This window comes from Leadbetterella byssophila DSM 17132, assembly GCF_000166395.1.
In the GTDB taxonomy this organism is placed as follows: Bacteria; Bacteroidota; Bacteroidia; order Cytophagales; family Spirosomataceae; genus Leadbetterella; species Leadbetterella byssophila.
The window spans coordinates 1,819,227-1,835,784 of sequence record NC_014655.1; the positions used below are offsets into that span (position 1 = coordinate 1,819,227).

Annotated in this window: 11 protein-coding genes; 4 read left to right on the forward strand and 7 right to left on the reverse strand. The window is 41.2% G+C overall.

Going from position 1 to position 16,558, the window contains the following annotated elements; genetic code table 11:
• Positions 1-67 precede the first annotated feature (67 nt).
• On the forward strand, positions 68-1,297 hold the full coding sequence (locus LBYS_RS08655; RefSeq protein ID WP_013408496.1) for an MFS transporter: 1,230 nt from the start codon (positions 68-70) through the stop codon (positions 1,295-1,297).
• On the opposite strand, the gene LBYS_RS08660 is transcribed toward LBYS_RS08655, so the two are convergent.
• From LBYS_RS08660 to LBYS_RS08685, 6 genes are all read right to left on the reverse strand, one after another.
• Complete coding sequence (locus tag LBYS_RS08660) at positions 1,269-3,713, reverse strand: DUF5686 family protein (protein ID WP_013408497.1); 2,445 nt, start codon at positions 3,711-3,713, stop codon at positions 1,269-1,271. The two genes, LBYS_RS08655 and LBYS_RS08660, sit on opposite strands and share 29 nt — an antisense overlap.
• Positions 3,710-4,408 carry a monofunctional biosynthetic peptidoglycan transglycosylase gene (mtgA, locus tag LBYS_RS08665; protein ID WP_013408498.1) on the reverse strand — a complete coding sequence of 233 codons (699 nt, stop codon included), beginning with the start codon at positions 4,406-4,408 and terminating at the stop codon, positions 3,710-3,712. Before mtgA ends, LBYS_RS08660 begins: the two co-directional genes overlap by 4 nt.
• 65 nt (positions 4,409-4,473) lie before the next feature.
• Entirely contained in the window at positions 4,474-5,919 is a 1,446-nt protein-coding gene (gene sufB, locus LBYS_RS08670) for a Fe-S cluster assembly protein SufB (RefSeq protein WP_013408499.1), read from the reverse strand.
• 67 nt (positions 5,920-5,986) lie between these two features.
• Entirely contained in the window at positions 5,987-6,463 is a 477-nt protein-coding gene (locus LBYS_RS08675; protein ID WP_013408500.1) for a hypothetical protein, read from the reverse strand.
• Complete coding sequence (gene lpxB / locus LBYS_RS08680) at positions 6,460-7,557, reverse strand: lipid-A-disaccharide synthase (RefSeq protein WP_013408501.1); 1,098 nt, start codon at positions 7,555-7,557, stop codon at positions 6,460-6,462. The genes LBYS_RS08675 and lpxB overlap by 4 nt, the downstream gene beginning before the upstream one ends.
• Complete coding sequence (locus LBYS_RS08685) at positions 7,557-7,967, reverse strand: 6-pyruvoyl trahydropterin synthase family protein (protein ID WP_013408502.1); 411 nt, start codon at positions 7,965-7,967, stop codon at positions 7,557-7,559. The genes lpxB and LBYS_RS08685 overlap by 1 nt, the downstream gene beginning before the upstream one ends.
• Before the next feature lie 263 nt (positions 7,968-8,230).
• Here LBYS_RS08685 and LBYS_RS08690 point away from each other — a divergent pair, with 263 nt between their 5' ends.
• The 3 genes from LBYS_RS08690 to LBYS_RS08700 are packed head-to-tail and all read left to right on the forward strand — an operon-like array spanning position 8,231 to position 13,904.
• Entirely contained in the window at positions 8,231-9,352 is a 1,122-nt protein-coding gene (locus LBYS_RS08690) for an efflux RND transporter periplasmic adaptor subunit (RefSeq protein WP_013408503.1), read from the forward strand.
• Between the two features lie 6 nt (positions 9,353-9,358).
• Positions 9,359-12,493, forward strand: a complete 3,135-nt coding sequence (locus LBYS_RS08695) for an efflux RND transporter permease subunit (protein ID WP_013408504.1) — start codon at positions 9,359-9,361, stop codon at positions 12,491-12,493.
• Entirely contained in the window at positions 12,483-13,904 is a 1,422-nt protein-coding gene (locus tag LBYS_RS08700) for an efflux transporter outer membrane subunit (RefSeq protein WP_013408505.1), read from the forward strand. The genes LBYS_RS08695 and LBYS_RS08700 overlap by 11 nt, the downstream gene beginning before the upstream one ends.
• On the opposite strand, the gene LBYS_RS08705 is transcribed toward LBYS_RS08700, so the two are convergent.
• On the reverse strand, positions 13,901-16,558 hold the full coding sequence (locus LBYS_RS08705; RefSeq protein ID WP_041824439.1) for an MGH1-like glycoside hydrolase domain-containing protein: 2,658 nt from the start codon (positions 16,556-16,558) through the stop codon (positions 13,901-13,903). The two genes, LBYS_RS08700 and LBYS_RS08705, sit on opposite strands and share 4 nt — an antisense overlap.

The following is a 16,558-nucleotide window of genomic DNA, read 5'->3' on the forward strand; positions in this document are numbered from 1 at the left end:
AAACTCAATATACCAACTAAAAGCTTCTACTTTTTTGTACCTTTGCGCCCCAAAAAATATAAATCACATGCAACATTGGAAAAGAACTTTTGCCATTCTCTTTACAGGACAATTCATCTCCATTATAACCAGTAGTTTAGTGAATTTTGCAGTGATGCTTTGGCTCAGCATCACTTATGACTCTGCTGTAGTACTGGCAAATTCCGCTATTGCAGGCTTCTTACCACAAGCTATTCTCGGTTTGTTTTCAGGAGTGTATGTAGACAAATGGAACAGAAAGCTAACCATGATGCTAGCAGATGGATTCATCGCCTTATGTACCTTGGCCATCTCTCTATACTTTGTCTATGGAGAACCAGAACTTTCTCTACTTTACCTCTTAATGGCTTTGCGATCAGCAGGTTCTGCCTTTCATATGCCGGCTCTACAGGCCTCCATACCCTTATTAGCCCCAGAGGACCAACTTTTAAGAGTTTCCGGATTGCAACAAACCATACAGTCCATTTCCACTATAGGAGGACCGGCTCTTGGAGCGCTTGCCATAACCTACTTAGATATTGAATATGTATTGCTTTTTGACGTCATTGGAGCCATAATGGCCATAGGTTCTTTATTCTTCATTCACATCCCTCAACCTCCGGCTTCTGAATCCCACTCAGAAAGCATTTTTTTCCAAATAAATGAGGGAATTAAAGCCATCTTATCTAAATCTGGCATGGGACTACTATTTCTAGGTTCTATCTGCGTTACCTTCTTTATCATGCCTATAGCCGTGCTTTTCCCCCTAATGACCATCCGCCATTTTGAAGGAGGGAAATTTGAAGTAAGCGTTATTGAAGTTATCTGGGGAGTAGGTATGTTTATTGGAGGCAGCGCCTTAGGTATTAGTAATTCTAAAATCAACAAAGTAATTCTAGTAAATCTAACCTACCTAGTGTTAGGTTTTAGTATGTTGTTTATTGGAGTCTTACCAAAAGAGTATTTTATCCTGTTTGTAAGCTTGACAGGCTTAGGGGGAGTAGCCTCATCCGTTTATTATGCCAGCTTTAATACACTCATTCAAGAGAAAATAGAACCTGAAGTCCTAGGAAGAGTCTTTGCCATGTTTGGAAGTATATCCCTCTTCCCTTCCCTATTAGGCTTAATGGGTATTGGTATCTTTGCAGAAGATTTGGGAATCAGAAATTCCTTCATTCTACTAGGAGGATTGATTGCAGTTATTGGTTTAATCTCTTTCTTTATCCCGAAAGTGATGAACATCGACCGCCTTAAAAATCAAAGTCAGCCCGAACTCTAATACCCACTTTGGAAATATCCGGATGATGGATATAAGTAAATCTCTTTACTAAATCTATCCTGAAAAACTTAAGGATATTTCCAACACCCACTCCTCCTTCTATGTAGGGCTTATTGCCCAGAGCATACATGGTAGGTAGTCCTTCCTCATTTTTAGGAAAGTCAAAAGCCCCATTTCTATTAGAGGAGCTTAGTCCTCCGCTAAGCATCTTTAAGGACAAAAGCTCTCGCCATTTTAGATGGGAAAGCAGAGGAATCTTATTCAATAAGGCCCCATTAAAATTATGTTCCAGTTTTAAAGCCACAAACCTATCTCCTACAAACTCCATGAAGTTCATCATATTATAAGAAGCTTGTTGGAAAGTATACGTTTGATTTGCCCGCATAATGTCCAAAAGAGGGTAAGGCAATCTTTTACCATAAGTCATACCCATCTCAAAATTGGTTTCGGTATAACCTAACGGTCCCAATAACATTCGTTTATCTATATTTAGACTCCACTTCTGATAATTATATTCCCCGCCCTGCAGGCCTTTTACTCCCCAAGATGTACGGAGGGTAAAGACGGGATACTGGGTGGTTAGGCTTGACCTACTGGTTTTACCTTGATAAAATCTCTCGTTTGGGGCATACCTTAACTCCCCTTTGAACTCCGTGGTGGTTAATTCATCAAAAATCCTTTCTCCCTTCTTAAATATCAAACTTCCTGCAGCCTCTTGGATAGTATTTTCGTAGGTTAGTCGGTAGGAGAGTCTATTTTGAAACTCTTGCACCCACTTTAAGGTGAATCTCTTGTAATACACCCACTTATCCGTTTCACCTCGAGGAATGTTGAGTAAGAAACTGTAATCAGCTGTATATCTTAAGTTGTTTCCCGGGATTTCTATATCCTTTCTATAGCCTACGGTTATATTCTTCATTGGGAAGACGTACTTATTCTTCCCGGTAAAGGAGTAGGTGAACATGGCATTGTATTTCCAACGTTCATCTCTGAATCCATAAGCACCAAAGCCTTCCAAGAAAACCTTATTACTAAAAGCCGGCTGGGTCCTGGCTCCCACCCTCATTCGAAATCCTTCCAAGGTATTATGCCCAATAAAGGTGGAAAGAGGTCCTACCTCTGCAAAGGGGCTGGCACTAAAATATCCGTACCCCAGTACACCAATGGCCTGACTCACTTGTTTGAAACGTTTGGTATCTTTCAAACTATCCAGTGTAGCATAGATCTTGTCATCATAAGCTGAACCTTCCCCTATAGATTCGTGTGCTTCCTTCACCACAGGCTTCACCTCCAACTCATCCCAGTTCTTTGCCTGATTAACCTGATAATTACTAAACTCAATCAACTTCTCCGTCAGGATTGATTCCTTCATGTTAGAAGTGATGGAAAATTCCATAGCCACATTACTCACCCGCAGGCTATATCGTCCCTCCGTATTACGTATAAATTGCTGATCTATCTCTAAATTCCTGATCCAGTTCAGGTTTATTCCTTTACCCGTACGAAGAGATATACTAGTCACACCATACGTTTCTAGATCTACTCGCATCTCACCCCAAAATAGAAAATCTTTAGAGTTTCTGGGGGTAAAATAAACCTTGACATATTTTCTACCTTGAACTAAGGACGTATCACCCAAATCATACATATAAAATGTAGGACCCAGATCAGAGATGGGGCTCACAAACTGATTGGTGATTAACATCATGGAGTTATCATAAATATCAAAAGGCTGGTAGGCATGGGCTATGTACATCTTGATACCCTCATTATCGAAAATATTTTCATCTAATTTTACTGCCTTTTCTTCCAGCACCCTCTTGTGCATTTTCTCCCCTTTGTAGTAGACTTCGTTCAATTGATCCTGAACAAAAAGGGGCAAAAAGACCTTTCCTTCTATTCTAGTTGAATCAAAATTATGAGCTAGGGCAGGAAAAAGCTTAACTACTGGATGTTTGAGCATTTTTTCCTTCTTATTGACCAATCCTATTCTGACCTTCTCATGCTCCTTGTAATAAAGATGTTCGTATCCGCTATTTCTATTCTGTGCCTTATGATCTATAACTTGTTTGATGAATTCAACGGCCGGATTCCCTTTGTTCCTGTATTTCTTCTTTTTGACAGTAACTGCAGCGAGAGAAATGAAATTTTCTTGTAATAAGACCGTATAGGAAGAGAGTCCGGGAGTTAGTTCAAGGGTATAGGTGTTATAACCTACGGAACTGATTCTCAGAATTCCGGATTTTGGAACAAAACTAAAAACTCCTTCAGGATCTGTTTGACCTACAGCCATGTTTCCGTCCCAAATCACTGCAGCGGGAACGCCTTCCCTACTCAGAGAATCCAATACCTTTATCTGGATCTGAGCTTGTAAGGTAAAGGTGGAAAATAGTAGTAAAAGAAATATTAGTCTCAAAACTTCCGAAGGCCTTCTATGTATTTAAATCCACCTAATGCACGCATATATTTTTGTATAACCCCGGATCTCCGGGTAACATAAGGACCTGGCTTAGCTGCAGACCATTTCACCGGACTAGGTAAAACAGCGGCTAATCGGGCAGCTTCTGCCCGCGTCAAATGGGATGCCGGCTTCCCAAAGAATCGTTGAGAAGCTGCTTCTGCTCCGAAGGTATTTGGCCCCATCTCAGCCACATTCACATACACCTCCAGTATACGCTGCTTTCCCCAAATAAGCTCTATAAGTGCAGTAAAATACACCTCTAAGGCCTTTCTTAAATAGCTTCTGCCTTGCCACAGAAATACATTTTTTGCTACTTGTTGGCTAATGGTACTAGCACCTCTCACTTTTTTACCTTTCTGATTATTGACATATGCCTTTTGTAAGGCTTTAATATCGAATCCCCAATGTACAGGAAAGTTTTGATCTTCCGCTGCAACTGCCGCCAGATGCATTTCTCTGGAAACCTTATGGTAAGACCTCCACTTGTAATGGATCTTTGAATCTTTACCCTCAGCTATGGCACTGACCTTTCGGTCTAACATGGTCCAGGTAAAAGGAATGGGCAAAAACTTAAACAGCAAAACACCTCCTATTGAAAAGGCAAAGAAGTAGAAAATAATCTTACTGAGAAGTCTGCGAATCTTTCTCATATGGTTCTAATTAAAAAGGTCTACTAAAAAGCAGACCTTCTTTTAAAATATATTGGCAATATTAATTAACCTACTGAACCTTCCAAGGAAACGGCTAGAAGTTTTTGCGCTTCCACCGCAAATTCCATAGGTAATTGATTCAAAACTTCTTTAGCATAACCGTTAATGATCAAGGCTACGGCCGTTTCAGTATCAATACCTCTTTGATTACAATAGAACAATTGATCTTCTCCTATTTTTGAGGTAGTAGCCTCATGTTCTACATTTGCCGTAGGGTTATTACACTCAATATATGGGAAAGTGTGCGCACCACAACGGTCACCTAGTAACATGGAGTCACACTGGGAGAAGTTTCTGGCATTATCTGCACGTTTAGAAATTTCTACCAATCCTCTATAAGAGTTTTGACTTCTACCCGCAGAAATACCTTTGGAAACGATTCTACTACGGGTATTCTTACCGATGTGAATCATCTTCGTACCGGTATCTGCTTGCTGGAAGTTATTCGTAACGGCTACTGAATAGAATTCTCCAATAGAATTATCCCCTTTCAAGATCACAGAAGGATACTTCCAAGTTACTGCAGAACCCGTTTCTACCTGAGTCCAGGATATTTTAGAACGATCTCCAAAGCAAAGACCTCTCTTCGTCACGAAGTTAAATACTCCACCTTTTCCTTCTTTATCTCCAGGATACCAGTTTTGTACAGTAGAATACTTCACTTCTGCATTTTCATGGGCAAAGATCTCCACTACCGCAGCGTGCAATTGGTTCTCATCTCTCATCGGAGCGGTACAACCCTCCAAGTAGCTTACATAAGCACCTTCATCAGCGATGATCAAGGTACGCTCAAACTGACCCGTTCCCGCAGCGTTAATACGGAAATAAGTAGAGAGTTCCATAGGGCAACGAACGCCTTTTGGAATATAACAGAAGGATCCGTCAGAGAATACGGCCGAGTTCAGAGCAGAATAGAAATTATCCTTCACCGGAACTACAGAACCTAAATATTTCTTCACTAAATCAGGATATTCCTTGATAGCTTCAGATATAGAACAGAAGATAATCCCTTTTTCAGCTAATTCAGCTCTGAAGGTAGTGGCCACTGACACAGAGTCAATAACGGCATCCACTGCTACTCCGGAGATTCTTTTTTGCTCACTAAGAGAAATCCCAAGCTTTTCAAAAGTCTTCCTCAATTCAGGATCCACTTCGTCCAAACTATTCAGTTTCTTTTGTTGTTTAGGAGCAGAATAGTATTTGATAGCCTGAAAATCAGGTTTTTCATAGGTAACATTCGCCCAGTTAGGCTCCGTCATCTTTTCCCATTCTCTATACGCCTTCAATCTCCATTCTAACATCCATTCCGGTTCATTCTTTTTTGCAGAAATAAACCTAACGATGTCTTCGCTTAAGCCCGGAGGGGCTTCATCCGCCTCTATATCCGTATAAAATCCGTACTTGTACTCGGAGGAGGTGATTTCCTCCAATATATCTGTATCTTTACTCATATTCACAGTCCATTACTCTTTCCTAACAAGCATTTGGAGAAATACGTTTCTAATCTCCGCATTTTTCTTACTTGAATTCAGAAAAGGTCAATTCAATCTTGTTTACGTTCAAAGAATTTGTAGGAACTTGATTAATAGCACCCGAAAAAGTACTGTTTTTCAGTTCTTTAATATCTAATACTACATTATTAAAACTTCTGCCTAATAATGAAATTTCTGCCAATTTGATCTGAAGAGGTTCCTTATTGAACTGCCATACATCTTCAATTCTATCAACCTCAGAACATTTTACCCCGGTATCTTCCAAAAGATAGGTACCTTCCTTTCTTAAAGTTAGTTCATTATCACCCAGACAGCGATTAGCACTATTGTGAATCAAATCCACTTCAGCACCGGAAGAATATGCGATAGCTTTCGTTAATCTCCATTTTTTCTCACCCGTACCGGTCAATCTTTCCAATGGTGCACCCTCATTATCCGGATCATCTTTATCACATGCCCAGATTCCCGCGATTAGTACGAAAGCAAATAGTATCTTTTTCATTTGTTTTGTTGGATTAAAATTTCTTCAGCAGCTGTTCTGGAAGCTTCTTTAACTCCCAGTGTTCTTATGATTTCTGCATATTCATCTAACTGCTTTTGTCTTGATTTATTATCAAACAATAGTTTTTTAAGCTCAGTTAAGGTCTTCTCCGCCGTATAATCACTTTGAATCAGCTCCTTTACCACCTCTTTATCAGCCACTAAATTCACCAAAGATATAAACTTAATCTTTACTAATAGTTTAGCTATGGCATATGTAACAGGATTTGTCTTATAAACCACTACCTGAGGAACCTTAAACAATGCCGTTTCCAATGTAGCGGTTCCGGAAGTCACTACGGCAGCACTGGCTATGCTTAATAGATCATACGTCTTTCCATACACCAGTTCAAAGTTGCCACCCTTTGATCTATAAAAATCTTCAGAAAAACTACTCACTCCGGCAACGATAAAAGTATAATCCTCCACCTGCTTGCTGATCTCTGCCATGGTTTCTAGCATGGCTTCAATCTCCTGCATCCTACTACCCGGTAAAAGTGCTACCACCTTTTTACCTTCCCACTTCTTCAGGAATGCTCCATCTGCCTCATACTTACGGATGGCATCAAAAAGTGGATTTCCCACATATTTCACATTCACCCCAAATTCTTTGAAGAAAGGAACTTCAAAGGGGAAAATAGCTAAGGTCAGGTCCGTCAACGTTCTAAGCTTATGTGCTCTACTCCTGTTCCAAGCCCATGCTTTAGGTGGAATATAATATACTACCTTATAACCTTTGCTCTTTGCCCAGGAGGCTAACCTCAAATTAAATCCTGCATAATCTACTAAAACCAAAACGTCTGGTGCGAATGCATCAATCTGTGCCTTTGCACTCTCCATAAAACCTTTGATCTTTCCCAGATTTTTGAGGACCTCCACAAAGCCCATGATAGCTAATTCTTCATAATCCTGTAGAACCTCCACACCGGCAGCCCTCATTTGGTCTCCACCCCAGCCTTGCATTTGCACCTCTGGGTGAATATCCTTTAAAGCCGCTGCCAGATTACCTGCATGCAGGTCTCCGGAACGTTCTCCACAGATGATAAAGCATTTCATCAATGACCAAAGTATTCTACGTAGTGATTTGCCGTCTCAGTTAACTTGATCTTATATAAATCTACACCGTGCTTTTGCTTGATGGCAGGTTTCAAAATATCCCAGATGGCTATGGCAAAGTTCTCAGTAGTAGGTAGTTTACCCGCAAGAAATGCCACATCCTCATTCAAATAGGTGTGATCTACCTTGGAGATAACCTCTTCTCTCATAGTCCTACTTAGAGCTTTGAGATCCACCACAAATCCGGTATCCTCCGCCACCTCTCCAATGACAGTAACAAACAACTCCCAATTATGACCGTGCACCTTAGAGCATGGACCAAAAACCTCATAATTCTTCTCCTCTGACCATTTTGGATTAAACAGGCGGTGCGCCGCGTTAAAGGTCTCTCTCCTAGTAATTTGTATCATCACTGTTTCGTTCAAGTCACAAAATTACCCTCAAAACCCAGAAACCACAACATTATTATCTGTAATTTAAGATCAAACCAAGGTTTTTCAGCCCAAAAAAACTTTTAAATTCATTTTAATTTCCCTTAAAATTATATTAAATTTACTATTTAGGGCCATTTGTTACCTCTTGCTCCCCTTACCTTTGTGGTCTAAACCAATAACCCGGAGCATTTTTATATCGCCACACTACCCTATTTTGGCTCTCTCCGGTAAGAATCCAAATGAAGAAAATTATTTTATTATGGGGTTTTGCCCTCCCATTTCTCGCATGTAAGGAAGAAGTTAAAGATGACACCGGTCTGTCTCTACCCGTTAAATCCCTTAAAAAAGACTCTGCAGTCACTACCTTCACATATCTAGGTGCCATAGAAGGGAAAGTTAACGTAGAAATACGTCCGCAGGTAGAAGGCATCTTAGAAAAAATCTATATTGATGAAGGTGATTTTGTTAAAGCAGGCCAACCTATATTCCTGATAAACGAACTGCCTTATCAGGAGCAAGTTAAGAATGCTCGTGCTAATGTAGAAGTGGAACGCGCCCGACTACGAAACGCAGAAATTGAGCTTGATAGATTACAACCGCTAGTAGACCATGAGGTCATCTCAGACGTCCAACTAAAAACCGCCCAATCTCACCTAGAAGTGGCAAAAGCCTCATTAGCCAGAGCACAAGCTCAAGAAGCTACAGCCAGAATCAACATGGGCTTTACCACTATTAAAGCCCCCGTAAATGGATATATAGGAAGGATTCCTAAGAGAATAGGCAACTTAGTAGCAAAGAACGATAACCAACCTATCACTGTCTTATCTGACATAGAAGAGGTATACGTTTACTTTACCTTAAGTGAATCTGATTACCTGTTCTATAAAAAGATGAGCTCAGATTCTACCGCCAAAAGAATCAATCCAAACGTAAAATTGGTTTTGGCTGATGGCTCTATCTATGAATACACGGGAAAGATTGATGCTGACGCTGGTCAAGTGAACCGATCTACAGGGGCTATATCTCTTAGAGCTACCTTCCCGAACCCCAAGAAATTACTTCGTTCCGGAAACTCTGCCAAGATCTTGATGGAACAATACCACCCTAACGTTTTATTGATTCCTCAAGTGGCCACTTCTGCCATCCAGGACAGAACTTTCGTCTTCCGTCTTTTACCGGACAACACTGTAGAACGCGTATTAGTGGAGATTGAAGGTAAAGCAGGCAAGAACTATATTGTTTCTGACGGAACCTTAAAACCTAATGACAGAATTGTTACATCAGGACTGGACAAGTTAACTGATGGTGTAAAAGTGAACCCCATGGGTGAAAAACAAATACTAAGTCAGAAATTACCTTAATTCCACATGTTTAAGTATATTTTGAAGCGGCCGGTGCTGGCTTCAGTGATATCACTATTGATATTGATATCCGGAGCCATTTCTATCCTGCGCCTTCCCGTATCCCGTTTCCCGGACATTGCCCCGCCCAGCGTAAGCATTAGTGTTTCTTATCCCGGAGGAAATGCAGAAACAGTCGCAAAATCCGTACTACTTCCTCTGGAAGAGGCAGTAAACGGAGTAGAAAACATGACCTATATTAAATCCTCTGCCAATAATTCCGGTTCAGGAACCATATCCGTTTTCTTCAAACCCGGAACAGATCCGGATATAGCAGCGGTTAACGTACAAAATAGCATCTCTAGAGCCGTCAACCAAATCCCCGCTGAGGTAAATGAAGCAGGTATTTCTGTAGTAAAAAGACAGAGTGGTAGTATCATGACCATAAACGTCTTTGCTGACAAAACGGATGGCCCTTATGATGAAACTTTCCTTCAGGCCTATGCCAGAATCAATCTGATTCGTGAGATTTTGAGAGTGGAAGGAGTGGCACAAGCTACCCTCTTGGGAGGCAGGGATTACTCCATGAGAATCTGGCTGAATCCGGAAAAATTAGCAGTTTACGGACTAATTCCTCAAGAGGTAATCAGCGCTATCAGAGAGCAGAACTTTGAGGCAGCACCGGGTAAATTCGGTGAAGGCTCCTACGAGGTTTTTGAAGCAGTATTAAAACATAAAGGTAGATTTTCTGATCCGGAAGAGTACATGAACATACCCATTCGTACGAATCAGGACGGTTCTGTGCTATACCTGAAAGATGTAGCTCGGGTAGAATTTGGATCATCTAATTACGGGAGTGACAACAAGGTAAATGCCCGTCCGGGTATCACCATTAATGTATCGCAGACCAATAACTCCAATGCCAAGGTTATAGACCAAAAGGTAAGAGAGGTACTAGAAAAGACAGCTAAAGTATTTCCGGAAGGCATAAAATATGAGATATCCTATAGCGTAAGAGATCAAATAGACCAGTCCATAAAGCAAGTAATTCAAACCATTTTTGAAGCCTTCTTACTGGTTTTTGCCACCGTATTCATCTTCTTACAGAACTATAGAGCTACCTTGATTCCGGCTATAGCCATTCCGGTCTCCCTGGTAGGTACCTTCTTCTTTCTAGACATGATGGGCTTCTCCATCAATGTACTGACCATGTTCGCCCTAGTACTCTCCATAGGTATAGTGGTGGATGACGCCATTGTGGTTGTAGAGGCCGTGTATCATAAGATGCACAGCGAAAAACTGAAGGTCTACTCTGCCACGGTATCCGCCATGAATGAGATCTCCAAAGCCCTTATTTCCATCACTTTGGTCATGGCTGCGGTGTTTTTACCCGTTGGATTCCTGGAAGGACCTGTAGGCTTGTTCTATCGTCAATTCGCCTATACCTTAATTGCCGCTGTATTCATTTCAGCCCTAAATGCCTTAACCTTAAGCCCAGTACTGTGTACCCTATTATTAAAACCGGAAGATGAAAACCCACGTTCAGGCAGCACCTTTGAAAGAATGAAGGATAGGCTATTCACTAACTTTAATAAGAGCTTCGAAGCCTTTACTGAAAGGTATCTAAGAGTAGTTAAGTGGACCACTGCCAATAAGAAGATCAGTCTTACCGCATTAGGGGCCGTATTCGTATTGACCTATTTTCTGTTCACTACCACTCCTAAATCTTTTATTCCTACGGAGGACGACAGCTTCCTGACCTATTCCTTAGCCATGCCTTCTGGTGCCTCATTGGCTAGAACTACGGAAGCTATCACGGAAGCAGATCTAATCATTCAGAAACATCCTGCAGTAGCTTCAGTCAACAGTATTTCAGGGTATAATATCCTTGATGCCTCCTCCAGCCCCTCTTTTGGTATGGGGTATATAAACTTGAAATCCATCAAGGAAAGAGAGAACATCAACGATATCATAGAAGATCTAAGGGAAAAATTAAGCGTGGTCACTGACGCAAGGATAACCGTATTTGCCCGCCCAACCGTCCAAGGCTTCGGAGACTTTGACGGTATTGAATTAGTCATACAAGATAGATTAGGAGGAGAATTTGGGGAATTTAGTGAAGTAGCCAATGAATTCATAAGAGAGATGAACAAACTCCCTGAAATAGAGAATGCCTTTACTTCTTTCAAAGCGGATTTCCCTCAGTACGAAATCAATGTAGATTATCTCAAAGCCAAAGCCTTAGGAGTAAATACAAGAGAGATGATGCGTACTGTACAGTCTCTTTTTGGTAGAGTACAAGCCGGAGACTTTAACCGCTTCGGAAGACAATACCGCGTATACATGCAGGCTGATGTACAGTACCGTGATGAGCCGGGAACCCTGAACTCCATCTTCGTCAAAAACAAAGACGGAGAGATGATTCCTATAAATACCTTGATTACTATGAACCGAGTATTCGGACCGGAAATCGTTTCAAGGTACAATCTCTTCAATGCCATCAGTATCAAGGCTTCCGCCGCTAAAGGATACAGCTCCGGAGACGCCATTGCTGCCGTAGAAAAGCTAGCTTCTGAAAAAATCCCGGCCAGTTACAGCTACGAATGGACCGGCATGAGCTTAGAGGAGAAACAAGCCGGATCCCAGACGACCCTCATCTTCGCCCTGAGTTTATTGTTTGTCTATTTCTTGTTGGCAGCCCAATACGAAAGTTACATTTTACCTTGGGCCGTACTACTATCCATACCTACCGGAATTCTAGGTGTATTTGTATTTGTACGCCTAGCAGGCTTGGAAAACAATATCTATGTGCAAGTGGGCCTAATCATGCTTCTGGGTCTGTTGGCCAAGAACGCTATTCTTATAGTAGAATACGGTATCCAAAGTAGAAAAATGGGCTATAGTCCGCTTGATGCAGCTATTACCGCTGCCCGACTGCGTTTACGACCTATCATCATGACCTCTTTAGCGTTTGTGGCAGGTTTGGTACCACTAATGCTGTCTAAGGGTCCTTCTGCCATAGGGAATAAATCAGTGAGTATCAGTGCTGCAGGTGGTATGATCTTCGGAATCTTACTAGGATTATTTATTATTCCTGTCCTTTACCTGATCTTCCAATCCTTACATGATCGCTACGCTAAACCCATTGAAGATGAAGACTAAAATATTCATAATACTTCTCATTCTGGTTTCGGCCTGTAAAGTCAAACAAGAATACGTAAGAGACACTAGCAATCTTCCTGAAAACTTTAGAAATCAGGTAGTCAAAGACACATTAAATGTGGCTAATATTCCGTGGAAAAAGTTCTTTAAAGATAGCTTATTAGTGGCTCTGATTGACACCGCCCTAAGCGAGAACATTCCTTTGAACATAGCGGCCAGAGATATACTCATAGTGCAGGAACAATTGCTCCAGAAGAAAGCCAACTTCTTTCCTACCCTCACTACAAGCCCGGAATTCTATGGGGAGAATCATTCGGTGAACAGATACTCTTCTCCTAATAGCAAATACTACAAAGACAAAGAAATCCCTGATTTCATGTTTGTGAGTAGAAGACAGTACCTCATCCCCTTCCGCTCAACTTGGGAAGCCGATATCTGGGGAAAACTGGCCAGAATGAAGGAAAGCACTCAAGCTAAATTAGCTGGCACACTTGCTGAATATCAAGCACTGCAAACTGACTTAGTAGCAGAGGTAGCTATCTCCTATTACAACCTTTTGGTCCTTGATGAACAGCTGAAGGTGGCGCAAACTAACCTAGCTCTCACCCAAAATACCCTTGATCTGACCAAACTTCAATTTAAAGCAGGTATGGTAACTTCTTTGGCTATCCAACAAACAGAAAACCAGTTGCTGAATGCCACCGCTTTGATCCCTAAGATTCAAAGGGAAATCAACAGGGAAGAAAATTATTTAAAAAGTCTGATGGGACAATTCCCCGGAAAAATTAATCGTGAACCTAACTTAGATGGGGAAAGATTCTCGGAGAAGATCTTTACTGGAACTCCCATGGATTTGCTTAGAAACCGACCGGATATTCAGGCGGATGAATATAATTTGATTGCAGCCTATGCTGATGCAGACGTAGCGAAAGCTAATCGTTATCCTACCTTAGCGTTGAAAGCAGATTTAGGTTTAGACTCCCAGATTTTTGGAGTGTTATTTAACCCCATAGGATCTTTATATGCTACCTTTTCCAGCTCATTATTGACGCCCATATTCCAAAACAGGAAATTAAAAACGGCAGAGAACATAGCAAAGATAGAGAAGAGCCAAGCCGCTGATCAATTTAGAAACACCTTAGTCAAAGCCGTTAAAGAGGTTTCAGATGAGGTGAATAACATTGAAAAACTCGAAGAAGAATACCTTATTGCTTCAGAACGTTTGGCTAATGCTAAAAAAGCTGTTCAAAACGCAGCTCTCCTTTATAAGAGTGGTATGGCCAATTATTTAGAGGTGATAAACGCCCAAAGCAATGCCCTAAATAACGAAATGGCATTGTTTGATATCCGCTTAGATATCTTGACGGCAAACATCCAATTGTATAGAAAATTAGGAGGGGGATGGAATTAATCCCCCCTCTTTCTATTCCTTTCTGCCACTTCAGCAATCAAGTCCGCCACTAATCCCGTCCATCCGGTCTGATGAGAAGCTCCTAAACCTTTGCCATTATCTCCGTGGAAGTATTCATAAAACTGGTAATAACCATTGAAATGAGGATCTTCACTTAATTTGGACACTCCTCCATCACAAGGTCTGTTTCCATTTCTATGCAAGAATATCTCTATTAACCTCTCCGATATTTGAAACGCAGCTTCTTTCAAAGTGATTATTTCACCTGAATCCGTGGGATATTCTACTTCATAATGTTCCCCATAATAGGAAGAATATTTATGAAGGGCATCAATGATTAGGTAGTTCAACGGAAACCAAATGGGCCCTCTCCAATTCGAGTTCCCACCCATGATGGACAGGTCAGATTCTCCCGGGGTATAAGTTACCGTCAATCTTTCTCCATGTAAATGGAAGTGATAAGGATTTTCAAGGTGGTATTTGGACAAAGACCGAATTCCATGTTCAGATAAGAACTCGTTTTCATCAAAGAGTCGCTTGAACACCATCTTCATCCTGTGTCCTCTTAACAAAGATAGCAAATGCGTCTCTCCTTTGCCCGGCTCATACCATCTGGAGATCAAGGCGGCAAGATCCGGTCGGTTAGCTAAGATCCAGTCTAATCTCCGCTTGAAGTCAGGCAACTTCTGCAGCATCTCATCATCAATTACTTCCACGGCACAGAGGGGGATTAGCCCCACTAAGGACCTGATCTTTAAGAACAAAGTCTGATTATTATGGGTAAAGATCTTATCGTAGTAAAATTGGTCGTCTTCGTCCCAAAGCCCTAAACCTGACTTGGCCATAGGGGTATTAATGGCTGCCGCGATATGTAGAAAATGCTCAAAGAACTTGGATGCCATGTCCTGATAGGCCGGTCTTTCCAAGGCTATCTCCATAGCAATTCTTAGCATATTGAGGGTATAGATGGCCATCCATCCTGTAGCATCTGCTTGTTGCAACTTCACCCCCGGAATCTGAGCATTTCTATCAAAAACACCGATGTTATCCAATCCCAGAAAGCCTCCTCCGAAGATATTGTTTCCGTCATTGTCCTTCTGGTTTACCCACCAGGTAAAATTGAGCAATAGTTTATGAAAAACTCTTTCCAAGAACACAATATCACCTTTTCCATTATTCATCTTCTTGTCATGCTCATAGACCTTTAAGGTGGCCCAGGCGTGAACAGGAGGGTTAACATCAGAGAAATTCCACTCGTATGCCGGAATTTGTCCGTTAGGGTGCATATAATATTCTCTAAGTACTACTGAGAGTTGGCGCTTCGCAAAGTCGGGATCAATTTTTGCCAAAGTGACAGTATGAAACGCTAAATCCCAGGCTGCGAACCATGGATATTCCCATTTATCCGGCATGGAGAGAATATTTGCCATGTAAGCATGATGCCAGGAGGCATTTCTTTCATAATCTCTCTTATGAAACTCAATGGGCATCTTAGGATCTCCCTTGAGCCATTGATTGATATTATAGTAATAAAACTGCTTACTCCACATCATGCCGGCAAATGCTTGACGCTGCACCTTTTTAGCCTCTTCATGATGTACCTCTTCCTGCAGTATGCTATAGAAATCATCTGCATCTTTGATTCTTTCTTCGAAGGTTTCTTCAAAACTCTCAAATGGATTCTGAAGATTGGTTTTGGTAGTAAATCTTAAACATATATTAATTGAATCTCCACCTTTGATCATCTTTTGATATCTGGCGGCTACCTTGGTACCAATCTTATTGGGATTTACAGCATCCTTTTTGTCCTTGATGATGTAGTCGTGGAAGCCATCCTTCACGTAAGGAGTCTCATTGTCAGTACCGTAAAGGCGCTTATTATTACTATTATTTTCTGTAAAGATCAGCTCAACTGCATCCTTACAGTATAATTTCATTCTTGGGAAGAATTGATGGGATACTTCTACTTGGCGCGTAGAAATTCCACTTAGCATAGGCTTCTTTTCAAATTCCTGATATCCCCAGGACCAGGTATTTCTAAACCATAAAGTAGGCAGAATGGTTAGAGGGGCACTTTTTGTACCTCTGTTATACGCATGGACACGAATGAGTATATCATCCTTTTCTACTTTTGCATATTCAATAAAGATGTCAAAATAAGCATTCTGATCAAAGACACCGGTATCAAGTAACTCGAATTCCGCTTCACCCTTTCCCCTTTTTCTGTTTTCGTTCTTGAGCTGATCATAAGGAAAAGCAGCATGAGGATACTTATATAACATCTTCATGTAGGAATGCGTAGGAGTACTATCTAAATAATAGTACAATTCTTTCACGTCTTCCCCATGATTCCCTTCATTATTAGTTAAGCCAAAAAGGCGCTCTTTTAAGATAGGATCTTTATGGTTCCAAAAGGCAAAAGCGAAGCAAATGTGCTGCTTATTATCAGAAATCCCTCCTATTCCGTCTTCACCCCATCTATAGGCTTTGGAACGTGACAGATCATGGCTCACATAGTTCCATGCGTCACCATTCATGCTATAGTCTTCCCTTACTGTACCCCACTGTCTCTCAGAGAGGTAAGGTCCCCATTTTTTCCATCCTTTGTTGTCTGTACGTTCTAAAAGTCGGTGCTTTTCCACGTTAGACATCAT

Coding starts and splice junctions, on each gene's coding strand:
- LBYS_RS08685 (WP_013408502.1), bottom strand. CDS start 7,967: ATGATACAAATTACTAGGAGAGAGACCTTTAACGCGGCGCACCGCCTG.
- mtgA (WP_013408498.1), bottom strand. CDS start 4,408: ATGAGAAAGATTCGCAGACTTCTCAGTAAGATTATTTTCTACTTCTTT.
- LBYS_RS08690 (WP_013408503.1), top strand. CDS start 8,231: ATGAAGAAAATTATTTTATTATGGGGTTTTGCCCTCCCATTTCTCGCA.
- LBYS_RS08700 (WP_013408505.1), top strand. CDS start 12,483: ATGAAGACTAAAATATTCATAATACTTCTCATTCTGGTTTCGGCCTGT.
- sufB (WP_013408499.1), bottom strand. CDS start 5,919: ATGAGTAAAGATACAGATATATTGGAGGAAATCACCTCCTCCGAGTAC.
- LBYS_RS08695 (WP_013408504.1), top strand. CDS start 9,359: ATGTTTAAGTATATTTTGAAGCGGCCGGTGCTGGCTTCAGTGATATCA.
- LBYS_RS08675 (WP_013408500.1), bottom strand. CDS start 6,463: ATGAAAAAGATACTATTTGCTTTCGTACTAATCGCGGGAATCTGGGCA.
- LBYS_RS08705 (WP_041824439.1), bottom strand. CDS start 16,558: ATGATGTCTAACGTGGAAAAGCACCGACTTTTAGAACGTACAGACAAC.
- lpxB (WP_013408501.1), bottom strand. CDS start 7,557: ATGAAATGCTTTATCATCTGTGGAGAACGTTCCGGAGACCTGCATGCA.
- LBYS_RS08655 (WP_013408496.1), top strand. CDS start 68: ATGCAACATTGGAAAAGAACTTTTGCCATTCTCTTTACAGGACAATTC.